The organism is Bailinhaonella thermotolerans, assembly GCF_003594875.1.
In the GTDB taxonomy this organism is placed as follows: Bacteria; Actinomycetota; Actinomycetes; order Streptosporangiales; family Streptosporangiaceae; genus Bailinhaonella; species Bailinhaonella thermotolerans.
Window position 1 is genome coordinate 188,254 of sequence record NZ_QZEY01000001.1, and the last position, 15,011, is coordinate 203,264.

The 15,011-nt window shown below is 74.8% G+C and carries 14 protein-coding genes; 5 read left to right on the forward strand and 9 right to left on the reverse strand.

The features are described from left to right. Positions 1-2: 2 nt before the first annotated feature. The 6 genes from D5H75_RS00880 to D5H75_RS00905 all read right to left on the reverse strand — a co-directional run bounded on the left by D5H75_RS00880 (position 3) and on the right by D5H75_RS00905 (position 7,447). On the reverse strand, positions 3-1,217 hold the full coding sequence (locus D5H75_RS00880; protein WP_119924375.1) for a beta-ketoacyl-[acyl-carrier-protein] synthase family protein: 1,215 nt from the start codon (positions 1,215-1,217) through the stop codon (positions 3-5). A 231-nt stretch (positions 1,218-1,448) separates the two neighbouring features. Beyond that, on the reverse strand, positions 1,449-4,175 hold the full coding sequence (locus D5H75_RS00885; protein ID WP_119925150.1) for a DEAD/DEAH box helicase: 2,727 nt from the start codon (positions 4,173-4,175) through the stop codon (positions 1,449-1,451). Between the two features lie 11 nt (positions 4,176-4,186). Next, positions 4,187-5,650 (reverse strand): MFS transporter, encoded by a 1,464-nt coding sequence (locus tag D5H75_RS00890; protein ID WP_119924376.1) that lies wholly within the window; start codon positions 5,648-5,650, stop codon positions 4,187-4,189. Positions 5,651-5,838: 188 nt separating this feature from the next. Further along, on the reverse strand, positions 5,839-6,495 hold the full coding sequence (locus D5H75_RS00895; RefSeq protein WP_202637701.1) for a DUF998 domain-containing protein: 657 nt from the start codon (positions 6,493-6,495) through the stop codon (positions 5,839-5,841). 108 nt (positions 6,496-6,603) lie between these two features. Then, entirely contained in the window at positions 6,604-7,110 is a 507-nt protein-coding gene (locus D5H75_RS00900; protein WP_119924378.1) for an SRPBCC family protein, read from the reverse strand. A gap of 1 nt (position 7,111) precedes the next feature. Next, a complete protein-coding gene (locus D5H75_RS00905; protein WP_119924379.1) occupies positions 7,112-7,447 on the reverse strand; it encodes an ArsR/SmtB family transcription factor in 336 nt (111 codons plus the stop codon). A gap of 410 nt (positions 7,448-7,857) precedes the next feature. Here D5H75_RS00905 and D5H75_RS00910 point away from each other — a divergent pair, with 410 nt between their 5' ends. Both D5H75_RS00910 and D5H75_RS00915 read left to right on the forward strand, forming a co-directional pair. Continuing rightward, positions 7,858-8,667 (forward strand): SAM-dependent methyltransferase, encoded by an 810-nt coding sequence (locus tag D5H75_RS00910; protein ID WP_242453925.1) that lies wholly within the window; start codon positions 7,858-7,860, stop codon positions 8,665-8,667. A 103-nt stretch (positions 8,668-8,770) separates the two neighbouring features. Then, entirely contained in the window at positions 8,771-9,442 is a 672-nt protein-coding gene (locus D5H75_RS00915) for an acetoacetate decarboxylase family protein (protein WP_242453926.1), read from the forward strand. Positions 9,443-9,514: 72 nt separating this feature from the next. Here the strand turns inward: D5H75_RS00915 and D5H75_RS00920 are convergent, their stop codons facing one another. Together D5H75_RS00920 and D5H75_RS00925 are read right to left on the reverse strand one after the other, a co-directional pair. Further along, on the reverse strand, positions 9,515-10,153 hold the full coding sequence (locus tag D5H75_RS00920) for a LysE family translocator (RefSeq protein WP_119924381.1): 639 nt from the start codon (positions 10,151-10,153) through the stop codon (positions 9,515-9,517). Positions 10,154-10,270: 117 nt separating this feature from the next. Further along, the gene (locus D5H75_RS00925) at positions 10,271-10,630 is read right to left on the reverse strand and encodes an STAS domain-containing protein (protein ID WP_202637702.1); all 360 of its coding nucleotides are present in this window, start codon (positions 10,628-10,630) and stop codon (positions 10,271-10,273) included. A 197-nt stretch (positions 10,631-10,827) separates the two neighbouring features. On the opposite strand from D5H75_RS00925, the gene D5H75_RS00930 reads away from it, so the two are divergent. Both D5H75_RS00930 and D5H75_RS00935 read left to right on the forward strand, forming a co-directional pair. After that, a complete protein-coding gene (locus tag D5H75_RS00930; protein WP_202637703.1) occupies positions 10,828-11,217 on the forward strand; it encodes an ATP-binding protein in 390 nt (129 codons plus the stop codon). A 226-nt stretch (positions 11,218-11,443) separates the two neighbouring features. Then, on the forward strand, positions 11,444-12,271 hold the full coding sequence (locus D5H75_RS00935) for a thioesterase family protein (protein ID WP_202637704.1): 828 nt from the start codon (positions 11,444-11,446) through the stop codon (positions 12,269-12,271). Positions 12,272-12,723: 452 nt separating this feature from the next. On the opposite strand, the gene D5H75_RS00940 is transcribed toward D5H75_RS00935, so the two are convergent. Continuing rightward, entirely contained in the window at positions 12,724-13,998 is a 1,275-nt protein-coding gene (locus D5H75_RS00940) for an MFS transporter (RefSeq protein WP_119924384.1), read from the reverse strand. A 104-nt stretch (positions 13,999-14,102) separates the two neighbouring features. On the opposite strand from D5H75_RS00940, the gene D5H75_RS00945 reads away from it, so the two are divergent. Continuing rightward, positions 14,103-14,999: a helix-turn-helix domain-containing protein gene (locus D5H75_RS00945; RefSeq protein WP_202637705.1), complete on the forward strand. Its 897-nt coding sequence runs from the start codon at positions 14,103-14,105 to the stop codon at positions 14,997-14,999. Positions 15,000-15,011: the final 12 nt, after the last annotated feature.

The window sequence follows — 15,011 nt, forward strand, 5'->3', positions numbered from 1 at the left end:
GCTCAGACGGCGGTGAACAGCAGGGACGCGTTGTGGCCGCCGAAGCCGAAGGCGTTGACCAGCGCGGTGGTCCACGCGCCGCGGCGGGGCTCGGTGACGACGTCGAGGGGGATCCCGGGGTCCTGCTCGGCGAGGTTGCGGGTGGGCGGGATCACGCCCTCCCGGAGGGTGAGGACGGCGGTGAGCGCGGCCAGGGCGCCCGCGGCCCCGCACAGGTGCCCGGTCATCGACTTGATCGCGGTGACCGCGGGGTGATCTCCGATCGCCTCGGCGATCGACCTGGCCTCGGTGGCGTCGCCGCTGGGGGTCGAGGTGGCGTGGGCGCTCACGTGCTGGACGTCGCGGGGGCCGAGCCCGGCCGAGGCCAGGGCCCCGCGCATGGTGCGCGCCTGACCGGCGGAGTCGGCGCCGGTGATGTGGAAGGCGTCCGAGCCGCACGCCGCGCCGGCGAGGGCGGCGTGCACCCGGGCGCCCCGGGCGGCGGCGAACTCCGGGCGTTCCAGGACGAGCACGGCCGCGCCCTCGCCGAGGACGAACCCGTCGCGGTCGCGCGCGAACGGCCGGGACGCGGCCCGCGGGTCGCCGGCGAAGGGGGACAGCGCCCGGGCCCGGGCGAACCCGGCGACGATGAGCGGGTGCAGGCACGCCTCCACTCCCCCGGCGATCACCACATCGGCGCGGCCGAGCCGGATCAGGTCCAGGCCCAGCGCGATCGCCTCGGCCCCGGAGGCGCAGGCGCTGACGGGCGTGTGGGCTCCGGCGCGCGCCCCGAACTCCATGCTCACCGCGGCCGCCGGGCCGTTCGGCATCATCATCGGGATGGTGTACGGCGAGACGCGGCGCTGCCCGGCCTCCTCCAGCAGGTCGTCCTGGGCGAGCGCGGTCTGGATGCCGCCGACGCCCGTGCCGATCACCACGGCCAGCCGGACCGGATCGACGTCCGGGGCGCCGGCGTCGGCCCACGCCTCGTGCGCGGCGACGAGGGCGGCCTGCTGGCAGCGGTCGAGGCGGCGTGCCCGCACCCGCCCCAGGACCTGGGCCGGGTCCACGCGCATCCGCGCCGCGATCCGCACGGGCACGCTCCCGGCCCAGTCCTCCTCGATCGCGGTGACCCCGGAGCTCCCGGCGAGCAGGCCCTCCCAGGTCGGACCGGTCCGCCCGCCCAGCGGCGTGGTGGCTCCGAGCCCGGTGACCGCGATCCCGTCCGTCCCGCCCATGGCGATGACCCCCCTCACGTCGGCTTCCGCGGCGGGCGCTCCGCCGTACCGGCCACGATGGCAGGGCACGGCGGGGCGGGGCAGGCGTCGTGATCGACAGAAACGCCGCGCCAGATTTGTCGCGAACCGGCACGTTCACCATTTGCCGGGAACCGGCACGTTGGGCGGCCGCGCGGATCGGCCCGGCCCCGGAGCGGGGGCCGGGCCGATGGGTGTCCCTGGCCGGGCGTGTCAGGCGACGGAGCTGTAGGCGACGACGCCGCGGCGCATGGCGTCCATGGCCTTGCGGGCGTTGCCGCGGACCTTGCTGCCCTCGGGGGCGGCGGTGGCGACCTGGTCCAGGAGGTCCAGGAGCTGCTTGATCCAGCGGACGAAGTCGCCGGCGGCCATGTCGCAGTCGGTGAGGACGGCGTCCAGGGTGTGGCCCTTGGCCCACCGGAACGCGGCCCAGGCGAACCCGAAGTCGGGCTCGCGCAGGAACGACAGGCCGTTGTCGGACTCGACGGCCTCCAGATCCGCCCACAGCCGGATCATGGCGGCCATGGCCTCGCGCGTCTCCCCGGCGGGCAGGCGCGGCGCCCGCGAGTCGTCGGACTGGCGGGATTCGTAGGCCAGGGAGGACACGCAGGCGGCCAGCTCGGCGGGGTCCAGGCTCTCCCAGACGCCGCCGCGCAGGCACTCGGCGGCCAGCAGGTCGCTCTCGGTGTAGAGGCTGGCCAGGCGGCGCCCCTCGGCGGTCACCGTCTCGCCGGTCAGGTAGCCGAGCTGCTGGAGCACCCCGCACACGCGGTCGAAGGTGCGGGCGATCACGTTGGACCGGCTCTCGACGCGGCGTTCGAGCGCCTGGGTCTCGCGCAGGAGCTTGTGGTAGCGCTCGCCCCAGCGGGCGTGGTCCTCGCGGTCCGGGCAGCCGTGGCACGGGTGCCGGCGCAGCTCGCGGCGGAGCCGGTTGATCTCCTCGTCCTCGGCGGTGTGGTCGCGCACGCGGGCCGGCTTGCCCAGGTCGCGGTCGCCGATCTTGGCGTGGAGCGTGGAGACCAGGTCGGCGCGGTGCTTGGGGACGCGCGGGTTGAAGCCCTTGGGGAGGCGGAGCTGCTCGACGGGCTCCACCGGCACCGGGAAGTCGGTCGCGGGCAGCCGCTTGACCTGCCTGCCGATGGTGAGCACGAGCGGCGAGGGCCCTTCCCCGCGGAAGTTCAGCCCGGGGTCGAGGACCACGGCCAGGCCGGCCCGCCGCCCGCCGGGGACGCGGATGACGTCGCCGGGGCGCAGCCGTTCCAGGGAGCGCACCGCCTCGGCCCGGCGCTGCGCCGTACGCTCGCGGGCCAGGTCGGACTCGCGGTCGGTGAGGCGGCGGCGCAGCGCGGCGTACTCCTGGAAGTCGCCGAGGTGGCAGGTCATGGCCTCGGCGTATCCCGCGAGGCTCTCCTGGGCGCGGCGGACCTGGCGGGCCAGGCCGACGACGGCGCGGTCGGCCTGGAACTGGGCGAAGGAGGCCTCCAGCAGGGAGCGGGCGCGCTCGCGGCCGACCTGCCCGACGAGGTTGACGGCCATGTTGTAGGAGGGGCGGAAGCTGGAGCGCAGCGGGTAGGTGCGGGTGCTGGCCAGGCCCGCGACCGCGACCGGGTCGGTGCCGGGCTGCCACAGGACGACGGCGTGGCCCTCGACGTCGATGCCGCGCCGGCCGGCGCGGCCGGTGAGCTGGGTGTACTCCCCGGGGGTGAGGTCGGCGTGGGTCTCGCCGTTCCACTTGTCGAGCTTCTCGATCACGACGGAGCGGGCGGGCATGTTGATGCCGAGCGCCAGGGTCTCGGTGGCGAAGACGGCGCGCACCAGGCCCCGGACGAACAGCTCCTCCACGACCTCCTTGAAGGTGGGCAGCATGCCCGCGTGGTGGGCGGCCAGCCCGCGTTCGAGGCCGTCGAGCCATTCGTCGTAGCCGAGCACCCGCAGGTCCTCGTCCGGCAGGTGGCGGGTGCGCTCCTCGACGATCGCGCGGATCTCGCGCCGCTCGGCGTCGGAGGTGAGCCGGATCCCGGCGTACAGGCACTGCTGGACGGCGGCGTCGCAGCCGGCGCGGCTGAAGATGAACGTGATGGCCGGCAGCAGCCCCTCGGCGTCGAGCCGCTCGATCACGTCCGAGCGGGTGGGCGTCAGGAACCGGCCCTGGCGGCTGTACCCGCGGCGGCCGCGGCGCTGCCGCAGGGCGTGGTCGCGGGCGTCGTCGCGCGACAGCCGTACGAGATCGGGGTTGATCCGGGGGCGGGAGCCGTCCTCGTCGGTGACGAACAGGTCGTACATTCGGCGGCCGACCAGCATGTGCTGCCACAGCGGGACCGGGCGGTGCTCGTCCACGATCACGGTCGTGGACCCGCGCACCTCGCCGAGCCACTCGCCGAACTCCTCGGCGTTGCTGACGGTGGCGCTGAGCGCGACCAGGTTGACCGACTCGGGCAGGTGGATGATGACCTCCTCCCACACCGCCCCGCGGAACCGGTCGGACAGGTAGTGCACCTCGTCCATGACGACGTGGGCCAGGCCGGACAGGGTGCCGGACCCGGCGTAGATCATGTTGCGCAGGACCTCGGTGGTCATCACCACCACCGGGGCCTCGCCGTTGACGCTGTTGTCGCCGGTCAGCAGGCCCACCTTGGCGGCGCCGTACCGGCGGACGAGGTCGTTGTACTTCTGGTTCGACAGCGCCTTGATGGGGGTCGTGTAGAAGCACTTGCGGCCCTGCTCCAGCGCCAGGTGGACCGCGAACTCCCCGACCACCGTCTTGCCCGAGCCGGTGGGGGCGGCGACGAGCACCCCGTCGCCGGCCTCCAGGGCCCGGCAGGCGTCGAGCTGGAACTCGTCCAGCTCGAAGTCGTAGAGGCCGCGGAAGGAGCGGAGAGCGGGCCCGCTCTCGTCCTGCTGGCGACGGAAATCGGCGTACCGCTGTGCGGGCGTGCTCATGTCCATGCAGCCTACCCAGGAGCCGGGGGTGCCTCTGATCGTGTACGGCGGAGCATGAACCACGTCGCGACCGCCGCCAGCGCGAGCAGCGCGGCGGCGATGGCGGCGGACGTGCGCATGCCGTCCACGAACGCCTGGCGGGCGATGGCCTGGAGCCCGGGCGAGGCCCCGGACGCCTCGGCGAGCGACTCGCGCACGCCGCGCGGCACCCGCTGGGGCAGCTCGCTGCGGTAGACGAAGGTCAGCAGCGAGCCGAGCAGGGCGATCCCGAGGGCGGTGCCGAGCTCGTACGCCGTCTCGGACACGGCGGAGGCGGCGCCGGCCTTCTCCGGCGGGGCGCTGGCGAGCACCATGTCGGTGGCGACGGTGAACGCCGCGCCGGCCCCGAGCCCGAGGACGAGCAGCGCCGCGCCCGGCAGGACGTAGGGGGTGTCGGCGTGCAGGAACATGAAGCAGCCCAGCCCCACGCAGGTGAGCGCCAGCCCGGCGGTGAGCACCGGCCGCCCGCCGAACCGGCCGACCAGGACCCCGGCGAGCAGGCCCGCGGCCATCGACCCGGCGGTGGTGGGCAGTTCGGCGGCGCCCGCGGCCAGCGGCGAGAAGCCCAGCACGAGCTGGAAGTACTGGCTGACGAAGAACAGCACGCCGGACAGGCCCAGCATGGCCAGGAGCGCGGCGGTGACGGCGGCGGCGAACGGCGGGTCGCGGAACAGCCGCACGTCGATCAGGGGCACGGGGAGCCGGAGCTGCCTGCGCACGAAGACGGTCAGGGCGGTGACACCGGCGACGGCCGCGACCACGAAGTCGGGGCGGACGCCCGACCCTCCGGCCAGCTCCTTTACAGCGTAGATCACACCTATCAGGCCGACCATGGACATGACCACGCTGAGCGGGTCCCACGGCCCGGGGTTCGGGTCCCGCGACTCCGGCAGCGCCCAGATCCCCACCCCGATGACCAGCGCCATGACCGGCAGGTTGATCAGGAACACCGATCCCCACCAGAAGTGCTCCAGCAGCGCCCCGCCCACCAGCGGCCCGATCGCCGCGCCGGCCGAGGCCGCCGCGCCCCACACGCCGATCGCCGTCGTGCGCTCCTTCGGGTCGGTGAAGATGTTGCGGATCAGGGACAGGCTGGAGGGCATCAGCGTCGCGCCCGCCATCCCCAGCAGCGCCCGCGCCACCACCAGCAGCGGCGGGTTGGGCGCATAGGCCGCCGCGACCGACATCGCGCCGAAGGCGGCCGACCCGATCATGAGCAGCCGCTTGCGGCCGATCCGGTCGCTCAGCGTCCCCATCGTCACCAGCAGCCCGGCGATCGCGAACGAGTACACGTCGCCGATCCACAGCAGTTCGATGCTCGACGGCCGCAGGTCCTCGGCCAGGAACGGGATCGCCAGCACCAGCACCGTCGCGTCGATCGCGATCAGCAGCACGGCCAGCGTGAGCACGCCCAAGGCCACCCACCGTGCGCGCATCAAGACCCCCGCCCCGCGCTTCCCCCGTTCACCCCAGCCTACGACGGCCCCTCCCCCTCGCCCCCTGCCACCCCCACGCCCCGTGCGCCCCGCGGGCCCCGCGGGCCTCACGCGCGCCCGTACGGCGGCGCGCACGCGCACGGCGGCGCGGGCGGGATCGTGTCCCGCCCGCGCCGCCGTGCCTCCGGTCAGCGCCGCGCGTGGTGCCGCGCGAGCGCGGTCAGCAGCGCGAACTCGATCGCCGTCGCCAGGACGATCCGCGGGCTGAGGCTGTCCATGTGGGGCACCGCGAGGACGAGGAGGACCGCGACCGGCGCGGCGGCGCACAGGCGCGCCCACGCCTTCTCGCCGAGGGCCGAGAACCTGCGGGCGAACACCACGGCGGCGGAGAACCAGGCCACCTGGGCGATCAGGAAGCCGAACTCGTGCACCATGCCGTGCCAGCTCATGACGGGCGCGCCGGCCGGCGCCCCCTCGGGGAAGCCGGCCCCGGGGTCGGTGGGGAAGACGCCGGCCACGATGAGGCCGACCCCGTGGAAGCCGACCAGGATCGGCGCCCACCGGTGGCCCCGCCCGGTCTCCAGGCGCCGCCGCAGGCCCGCGGACAGCGCCAGGAAGAGCGACCCGCACAGGACGAAGTTGGCGATCTGGATCCAGCCGAGGTCACCGAGGCTCAGCAGGCTCAGGGGGTGGCGGGTCAGGTCGTAGCCGTCGCGGGTCAGCGCCTGGGCCAGCCACACCGCCAGGAACAGCGGGCCGGCCACGATCCCGCAGGTGAGCGAGGGGGCGGCGGTCCCGTTCGCGGCGGGGGCGGCGGGCACTGCGGACGAGATCGGGTGCGACATCGGGGCTTCCTTCCTGTTCCTTGGCATACGGGGGGTGACCGCCCCGGGCGGGAGGGCCGTGGTGGCGCCCGGGGCGGTCCGCATGGGCGGGCGGGTGGGGCGCGCGTGTCAGGCGAGGGAGACGGCCAGTTCCTCCAGGAGGTCCCACGCCTCCTGCATGCCGCCCTCCATGCCGGAGGCGAGGATCATGTCGCGCAGTTCCCTGTCCTTGCACTGGGTCAGCAGGGTCAGGGTCGTGCGCCCGTCGCGCTCGGTGAACGTGGCGGTGTTGACCGGCGCGTCGCCGGGCCCGTCCGGGACGCCCGGCATGTCCAGCGTCTCGGTGTAGACGATGCGCTCGCCGGGGACGATCTCGCGGTACTCGCCGTGGAAGGCGACCTCGCCGCCCTCGTTGACGTCCATGACGTACCGCCACCGGCCGCCGACCCGCAGGTCGATCTCGACGCTGGTCATCTTGCCGCGCTGCCCGGCCCACCACCGCTTGACCAGCTCGGGGGTGGTCCAGGCGCGGTAGACCAGGTGCCTGGGCGCGGCGAACTCCCGCGTGATGAGGATCTGATCGTCCGCCGGGAGGGTGACGATCGCGTTCCCGCCGCCGTTCGTCGTGCTGGTCATCTCACTTCTCCTCGTCCTTGAGCTCTTCCAGTACGGCGTCCAACTCGTCGAACCGCTCCGACCAGGTCCGCTGGTACCTGCCGACCCAGTCGTGGACGGGTTTCAGCGCGCTCCCGACCACGCGGTACAGCCGCTGCCGGCCGTCGTCGCGCGCGTCCACCAGTCCCACTTCGCGCAGCACTCGCAGGTGCTTGGACACCTGCGGCTGAGCCAGCCCGAGCATGCCTGCGAGCTCGTTCACCGAGCGCTCGCCGCCGAGGAGGAGGTCCAGGATCTCCCGGCGCCGGGGCTCGGCGATCGCGTTGAACGCGTCTGTCGTCGTCGCCGCTCGTGCCATGCCACGATCATATTCCCATATGGGCATACGTCAAGACCCCCATCGCCCTCGCCCTGCGCGGGGCGGGCGGGAGGACGCGTTTCCGCAGGTGGTCACCGGAATTCCCGGCCCTCCCGACCCCCTGCCGGCACGGCGTCGCGGGCGCGCGGGCGACGTGGGGCGGGGCGGGCTCGCGCCGTACGGCATGGCGGGGCGGGCTCGCGCCGTACGGCGTGGCGGGCCCCCTCCGCGCGGTCCTGCCGGGCGGAGGGGCGGGCGGGCCGAGACCGGTTTCGTTGATCGCTTCCGGGGCGCGCTCCGGCGCCCTTAGGATCTGGTCGCGTTCGCGTTGATCGTGAGCGCGCGGCGATCGGCGCCGGGGCCCGGGGCCCCGGGTTCGCGATCCGTCCCCCGTCCGCTGAGGAGGCAGGGTGAGCACCGAGTCGACGGGCGAGGGCGGGGCGCTGGGGTTCGACGTGACCAGGCCGAACGCGGCGCGGATCTACGACTATCTGCTCGGCGGCAAGGACAACTTCGCGGCGGACCGCCAGGCGGCCGAGCGGATGATGGCGTTCATGCCGGAGGCGCGCCGCATCGCCCGGGCCAACCGGGCCTTCCTCGGCCGGGCGGTCCGCTTCTGCGCGTCCCGGGGGATCCGGCAGTTCCTCGACCTGGGGTCCGGCCTCCCCACCCAGGACAACGTGCACCAGGTCGCTGCGGCCGTCGACCCGGCCTGCCGCGTGGTGTACGTCGACTTCGACCCCGTCGTCGTCCAGCACGCGCACGCCCTGCTGGAGGACGCCGACGTGGGCGTCGTCGCGGCGGACGCGCGGGACCCGGAGGCCGTCCTCGCCAGCGCGCCGGTGCGCCGCCTCCTGGACCTCTCCCGGCCGGTGGCGGTGCTGGCGGTCGCGCTCTTGCACTTCGTCCCCGACGAGGAGGATCCCGCGGCCCTGGTCGCGCGGTTCGCCGAGGCCATGGCGCCCGGCTCCGCGCTGGTGATGACCCACGCCTGCCCCGACCTCATGGATCCGGAGGCGTTCGCCGAGGCGCTGGCAGTCTACAACCGGGGGGCCACACCCATCCACCCGCGGGGCCGGGAGCGGATCGCCGCGTTGTTCTCCGGGTTCGAGCTGGTCGACCCCGGCCTCGTCGAGGTCTCCCAGTGGCGGCCGGACCGGCCGGAGGACTCCGAGCCCGCCGACGCGCAGATCATCGGGGGCGTGGGCCTCAAGCGGTGAGGCCCACGCCGCGCCGGCCTTCCCGGACCCTTCCCTGACGTCCTTGCCGGTGGGGGCGCCGGGACGTATGTTCCGCCTAGATCCCCCGCCGGAGGAGGCGCCCGTGCCCGGACTCGTGGCCCCGCAGCTCGTCGTCAACAGCCGGATGATCTACTTCGGGTGGCTGCCCGCCGATCCCGGCGCCGTCGCCGCGCTCGTGCCCGAGGGCCTGAAGCCGGCGGCCGACCGGCAGGTCTTCATGAACCAGTACGTCGTGGACGACGCGGGGCAGACCTCCGGTTTCGGCGCGTACTCGCTCACCTACCTCGGCCCGGACCTTTCGGGCCTGGACGCCCCGGACGGCGTCACCCCCGGCCGCTGGTGGACGCACTACTTCAACTCCAGCGAGGTCGTGCGCGAGTACGCCGCCGAGCGCGGGGTGCCCGCGACGCCGGGCCGTACCACCATCGAGGTCACCGGCCGGCGCCTGGTCGCCACGACCGAGGCCGACGGCGTCCCGGTGATCCGCACGACGGCCCGCGTCGGCCGCACCGGCGAGGCGGTCAACCGCGGGCAGCTCCGGTACATCACCCGGGTGGGCGGGGGCTTCCTCAGCGGCGTCTACCCCTTCGTGGCCGAGCCCGTGGAGCCCTTCGAGGTCGAGTCGCTGGAGTTCCTGGAGCCGGACCACCCCGTCCACGCCCTGCGCCCCGCCGACCCGCTCCAGGTCACCTGGGGCTTCTACTCGCCGCGCTCCTCGTTCGCCTACCCCGGCGGCGAGGCCCCCCTGTCCTGACGCCTCCCGCCGCCCCCGCCCCGCCCCGGCCGGCGTACGGGGCGGTCCGGGCCGGGGGTCAGTCCTTGGGGGTCAGTCCTTGCGGCCGGTGAAGGCGACGGTGACGCCGAGGCCGATCATGGCCAGGCCGCCGGCGCCGCCGAGGGCCGCCATGCGGCGCGGGGAGCGGCCGAACCAGGTGCGGGCGGCGCTGGCGGCCAGGCCCCACATGCCGTCCAGCAGCAGCGCGATCAGGGTGAACACCAGGCCGAGGAGCAGCATCTGCGCCTGGACGTGACCGGCGGCGCGGTCCACGAACTGCGGGAGGACGGCGGCGAAGAACAGCAGCGACTTGGGGTTGGTCACGCCCACCAGGAACCCGTCGCGCAGCGCGCGGACCCCGTCGGAGGGCCCGGCGGCGACGGCCTCCAGGTCGACCTTGCCGTGCCGCTGGGTGAACGCGCGGACGCCCAGGTAGACGAGATAGGCCGCCCCCGCCAGCTTCAGCGCGGTGAACGCCGTCGCGGACAGGGTCACCAGCGAGCCCACGCCGAGCGCCACGGCGGCGGCCGTCACCACGCCCCCCACCTCGTTGCCGACGACCGAGAGCAGGGCCACGCGCCTGCCGTGCGCCAGGGCGCGGCCGATGACGAAGAGCACGCTCGGCCCGGGGATCAGGATCAGCACGGTCGCCGCGGCGGTGAAGGCCAGGAGATTGTCCAAGGGGATCATGCGGGTCAGACTAGACGTTTCGGGCCGTCCTCCATCGAGGTTTCGGCGGGGTCGTCACCTCCGTCCCCGGCGTGCGGCCCCCGCGTGCGACCGTCCCCCGCAGTGCGCGGGGCCGGATCAGGGTGGGGCAGGAGGGTCGCCGGGCGCGTCGGCGAGCTCCAGCCCGGGAGTGGCGTGCCAGTCGGCCATGGTGAGCAGGTGCCGCAGGTACGGCGAGGCGCGCAGCAGGACGAGCCGGCGGTCACGGGCGTGCTCGGTGAGCGCCAGCGCGGCCAGGACCCGCAGCCCGCCCACGTCGATGAACTCCAGGCCGCCCACGTCGACGACGAGATCGCCGGCCCACAGCCGCCCCGCCGTGCCGAGCAGGCAACCGAAGAAGGCGACGTTGCTCAGATCGACGGTGCCGTACACGGTCACCCGGGGCGGGTCGTCGGTCAGCGTGACCCGGAGCTGGCCGTCGTCGTAGGAGAAGACCATCGTCTTGCCCCTCGCCAGGAGTGTGTGTCCGGGTGACCGGAGCCTACGCGCGCCGCCCCGTCGTGAACAGATCCCCTCACCTGCGTCTCCGGCCGCCCCGCGAGGAGACCGCCCGTGGGCTTCGGGGACGCCCGGCATGCTCCCCCGCGGGAGGGGAACCACCACAGCGGCGAGCCCCGACCCGTTGCGAGACCGACGTGAACGACCTCCCCGAGCTGCGCCGCCCGCTCACCAAGGACCCCGCCGTGCTGCGCCGCCTGCGCCGCGACGTCCGGCAGTACGCCGCCCGGGCCGGGCTGGCCGGGCTCCCCCTGAGGAACCTGCTGTTCGCCGTGAACGAGGCGGTGACCAACGTGGTGCTGCACGGCGGCGCCAGGGGCGTCCTCGTCGTCCGCGCGGACGCCGACGCCGTCCACGTCGAGGTCATCGACGACAGCGGCGCCCTCTCTCACCGCCACCTGACCCGCGCCCCCGATCCCGGCCACGGCCCCGGCTGGGGGCTCTGGCTCATCCGCCAGGTGTGCGACGAGGTCCGCCTCGACCACCCCGGCGGTCACACCCGCCTCCGCCTCCTCCTGCAACGCTGACCGCGCCGCGCCCCGGCCGTACGGCCCCCGGGCGGCCCCCGGGCGGCCCCCGGGCGGCCCTGCCGTACGGCGGGGCGGGGCCGTACGGCGGGGCGGGCGAGTCGCCATGGGCGCGAAGGAGCGGGCGGGGCGGGCCGGCGGCGGGCGCGGAAATCCGATCGCGCCGCCGGGCGGGGTGTGCCTAGGCTGCGCGGAGGATCGGGCTCACGGGATCGGAAGCGGACTGATGGGTGATCTGGAGATCGACACGGCGGTGTCGGGGGCGGGCGGGCACTACACGGCGGAGCTGTCGCCGGAGTGGGCCGCGTGGGGGCCGCAGGGCGGATACGTGGCCGGGGTCCTGCTCAGGGCGGCGGGGCGGGAGTCCGCCTGGCCGCGGCCGGCGTCGATGACGTGCCACTTCCTCTCGGTCGCCGAGTTCGGCCCCGTGGACCTGGAGGTCGTCACGCTGCGGCGGGGGCGGCGGTCCCAGTCGCTGCGGGTCTCGATGACGCAGCGGGGGCGGGCGATCGCCGAGGCGCTGTGCTGGTTCGTGGCCGAGGGCCTCGACGGCCTCACCCACGACGCCGTCCCCCCGATCGGGCGGCCCGGCCCGCACGGCCTGCCGACCTCCGAGGAGCTGAGCCGGGGCGACTGGGACGGGGAGTACGTCATCCCCTTCTGGCGTCACATCGAGCACCGCCCCACGTTCTGGTACGACGACTGGGACTCCCGCCCGCCCGCCGAGCCCCGCTGGGACGGCTGGTACCGCTACCGCCCCCGCCCCACGTGCGCCGACCCGCTCGCCGACACCACCCGCCTCCTCATCCTCCTGGACGCCATGGCCTGGTCCGCCGCCTGGCACGCCCATCCCCCGGACACCCCCTACACCGCCCCCAACCTCGACCTGTCCGTCCAGTTCCACCGCTCCCCCGCCAAGACCGAGTGGCTGTACGCCGAGGGGTTCTCGCAACTGGCCGAGGACGGCCTGGCCGCCTTCCGGACCGCCGTCCGGGCCGAGTCCGGCCCCCTCCTGGCCACCGCCGCCGGCCAGCTCATCTTCCGCCGCACCTGATCGCGGAGCCGTCCGAGCCGTCCCGCCACCTGACCCGCCCGCACCGCCCCGGAGCCCCCGGCCCGGCCTGTCCATCGTCGCGCGCCCACGACCTCCCCCTCACCGCCTCCTCAACCCCGAGGGCGACCTCACCCATCCCACCTGCTCCGCCCCCTGAGCCCGGCCGGACAGCCCCCTGGCCGCTGAACGGGGTGACTGTGAGCCGCGCGCGCTGGTCTCAGCCGTGGGCGTCGCTGGGCACGGATTGGCGAGGGGGCGCGGTCTCGATCTTCCTGGGCGGTGAGGGGGGCGGGTGGCGGGACGGCGGCTCGGTTTTCGCCGGGGCCGGCCCGGGCGGGGCGCCGTACCCGCTGCCGGTTCCGGGGCCGCCGGGCCGGCTCGATCAGCTCGGTGGCGAGGGCTGGATCGAGTCGGACCGGCCTGCGGGGGGCGGGCGATGGGCGGGGCGCGTGTTACCGCCTCGTCATCGCCGGCTCGGGAGCACCGGCGGGTGCCGGGGCGGGCCTGTGGCGGCGGGATGTGCGGGCTCGGGCGGTGAGGGCGAAGACGGCCAGGCCGGCGAGGCTCATGACCGCTCCGGCGTATCCGGGGGCGGTGTAGCCGAGTCCGGCGCCGAGGGTGGCCGCGCCGGCGAGGCTGCCGACGGTCGCCCCGAAGTTGAAGGCGGCGATGTTGGCCGTGGAGATCATGGTCGCCGCGTTCCCCGCCACCGCCAGGACCCGGTTCTGCAACGGCGGGATCAGCCCGAATCCGGCGGCGCCGACCACGAACAGCAGCACGACGGCGGCGGCCGGGACCTCGGCGAGCGCCGACTGCGCGGCCAGCGCGGCGATGAGGAGGACGAGCAACACCGCGATGGTGGCGTTCGGGTGCCTGTCGGCGGCGCGCCCGCCGAGCCAGTTGCCGGCGACCAGGCCCGCTCCGTAGACCATCAGCAGCCAGGTCAGCGCGCCGGGCGAGAACCCGGTGACGGTCGTGAGCAGCGGCGTGATGTAGGTGAAGGAGGCGAAGAGCCCGCCGAAGCCGATCGCCGTCGTGATCAGCGCTCCCCACACCGGCAGGGAGCGGAAGGGACGCAGCTCGTCCCGCAGCCGCGCCGTTACGGCGGCCCGATCCGCCGGGGTGAGGACGAGGACGCCGGCGAGGCCGACCAGCCCGAGAACGACCACCAGCCCGAACGCCTCGCGCCAGCCGAGCCGCTGGCCGACGAAGGTGCCCAGCGGCATCCCGAGCACGTTGGCCAGCGTCAGCCCCGTGAACATGAACGCGATGGCCCCCGCCCTGCGCTGTGCCGGCACGAGGGACGCCGCGACCACGGCGGCGGCGCCGAAGTAGGCGCCGTGGCTGATCGCCGAGACGAACCGCCCGGCCATGAGGACGCCGAAGGACGGCGCGATCGCGCAGACGGCGTTGCCCGCGATGAAGATCGCCAGCAGGATCACGAGCAGTCGCTTGCGCGGGGTGCGCAGGGTCAGGGCCGCCAGGATCGGGCCGCCCACCACGACCCCGGCCGAGTACCCCGTGCTCAGCAGCCCGGTCGTGGCCACGGGCACCGTGAACTCGTCCGCGAGCGTGAGCAGCAGCCCGTTCGTCATGAACTCCGTCGTGCCGATCGCGAAGGCGCTGACGGCCAGGGCCAGCAGTGTCCACGACGAGCCCCGCCGAGTATGAGAAGTCGCTTCCTCCCGGTCGTCGACCGCGGAGGGCGCGTGCGTCACCTGTGTCATGGGATCCACCGTGCGGCCGCCCCCCGCGGGCGGGCCAGATCACCGCCGTGGGTACCACTGACATGGGCAGGCACCCATCCGCCGCCCGCGCCTACCATCGAGGCGTGGAACGAGAGAGCCTCGGGGCGTTTCTGCGCAGCCGCCGCGGCCGGGTGACCCCGGCGCAGGCGGGCATCGCCGACTACGGCACGGCCCGCCGCGTGCCCGGGCTCCGGCGCGAGGAGCTCGCCCAGCTCGCCGGCATCAGCATCAGCTACTACATCCGGCTCGAACAGGACCAGGCCGACGGCGCCTCGGAGCAGGTCCTCGACGCGCTCGCCCGGGTCCTGCGCCTCGACGAGACCGAGAAGGTCCACCTGCGCAACCTGGCCCGCCGCCGCCCCGCGGCCACCCTGACCCGCCCCCGGCCGGAGCGCGTCAGCCCCCGGGTGCTCGCCCTGCTCGACGCCCTCGGCGAGAGCACCCCCGCCCTCGTCCTCGGCAGGCGCAACGACGTGCTCGCCTGGAACCGCGCGGGCCACGCCCTGCTCACACCCCACCTCGACTTCGCGGCCCCGGCCGACGCCGCCGCCCGCCCGTCGCTCTCACGCTGGTTCTTCCTCGACCCCCACGCGCGGGACCTGCACCGCAACTGGGACGACCTCGCCAAGTCCCACGTCGCCTACCTGCGCCTGGTCGGCGGCCGCCACCCCGGCGACGCCCGCCTCGCCGAGCTCATCGGCGAACTCACCATGCGCAGCCGCGAGTTCGCCGCGCTCTGGGCGGCCGGTCACGTCGGCGACTGCACCGCGGGCGTCAAGCGGCTCCACCACCCGACGGTCGGCGACCTCGTCGTCGACTACCAGGTCTGGCTCCAGCCCGACAGCCCCGACCACCGGCTTGAGATCTACACGGCCCACGACCGGCCCTCGTCCGACGCCCTGCGGCTGCTGACGGCGCAGACGCCCGCGCCCGCCCCCGACCGGCGGCGGGCCGGGTCCGAGCCCCGCCCCGCCCGCTGACGGGCCTCCTCC

Coding starts and splice junctions, on each gene's coding strand:
- D5H75_RS00880 (WP_119924375.1), bottom strand. CDS start 1,217: ATGGGCGGGACGGACGGGATCGCGGTCACCGGGCTCGGAGCCACCACG.
- D5H75_RS00885 (WP_119925150.1), bottom strand. CDS start 4,175: ATGAGCACGCCCGCACAGCGGTACGCCGATTTCCGTCGCCAGCAGGAC.
- D5H75_RS00890 (WP_119924376.1), bottom strand. CDS start 5,650: ATGCGCGCACGGTGGGTGGCCTTGGGCGTGCTCACGCTGGCCGTGCTG.
- D5H75_RS00895 (WP_202637701.1), bottom strand. CDS start 6,495: ATGTCGCACCCGATCTCGTCCGCAGTGCCCGCCGCCCCCGCCGCGAAC.
- D5H75_RS00900 (WP_119924378.1), bottom strand. CDS start 7,110: ATGACCAGCACGACGAACGGCGGCGGGAACGCGATCGTCACCCTCCCG.
- D5H75_RS00905 (WP_119924379.1), bottom strand. CDS start 7,447: ATGGCACGAGCGGCGACGACGACAGACGCGTTCAACGCGATCGCCGAG.
- D5H75_RS00920 (WP_119924381.1), bottom strand. CDS start 10,153: ATGATCCCCTTGGACAATCTCCTGGCCTTCACCGCCGCGGCGACCGTG.
- D5H75_RS00925 (WP_202637702.1), bottom strand. CDS start 10,630: ATGGTCTTCTCCTACGACGACGGCCAGCTCCGGGTCACGCTGACCGAC.
- D5H75_RS00935 (WP_202637704.1), top strand. CDS start 11,444: ATGGGTGATCTGGAGATCGACACGGCGGTGTCGGGGGCGGGCGGGCAC.
- D5H75_RS00940 (WP_119924384.1), bottom strand. CDS start 13,998: ATGACACAGGTGACGCACGCGCCCTCCGCGGTCGACGACCGGGAGGAA.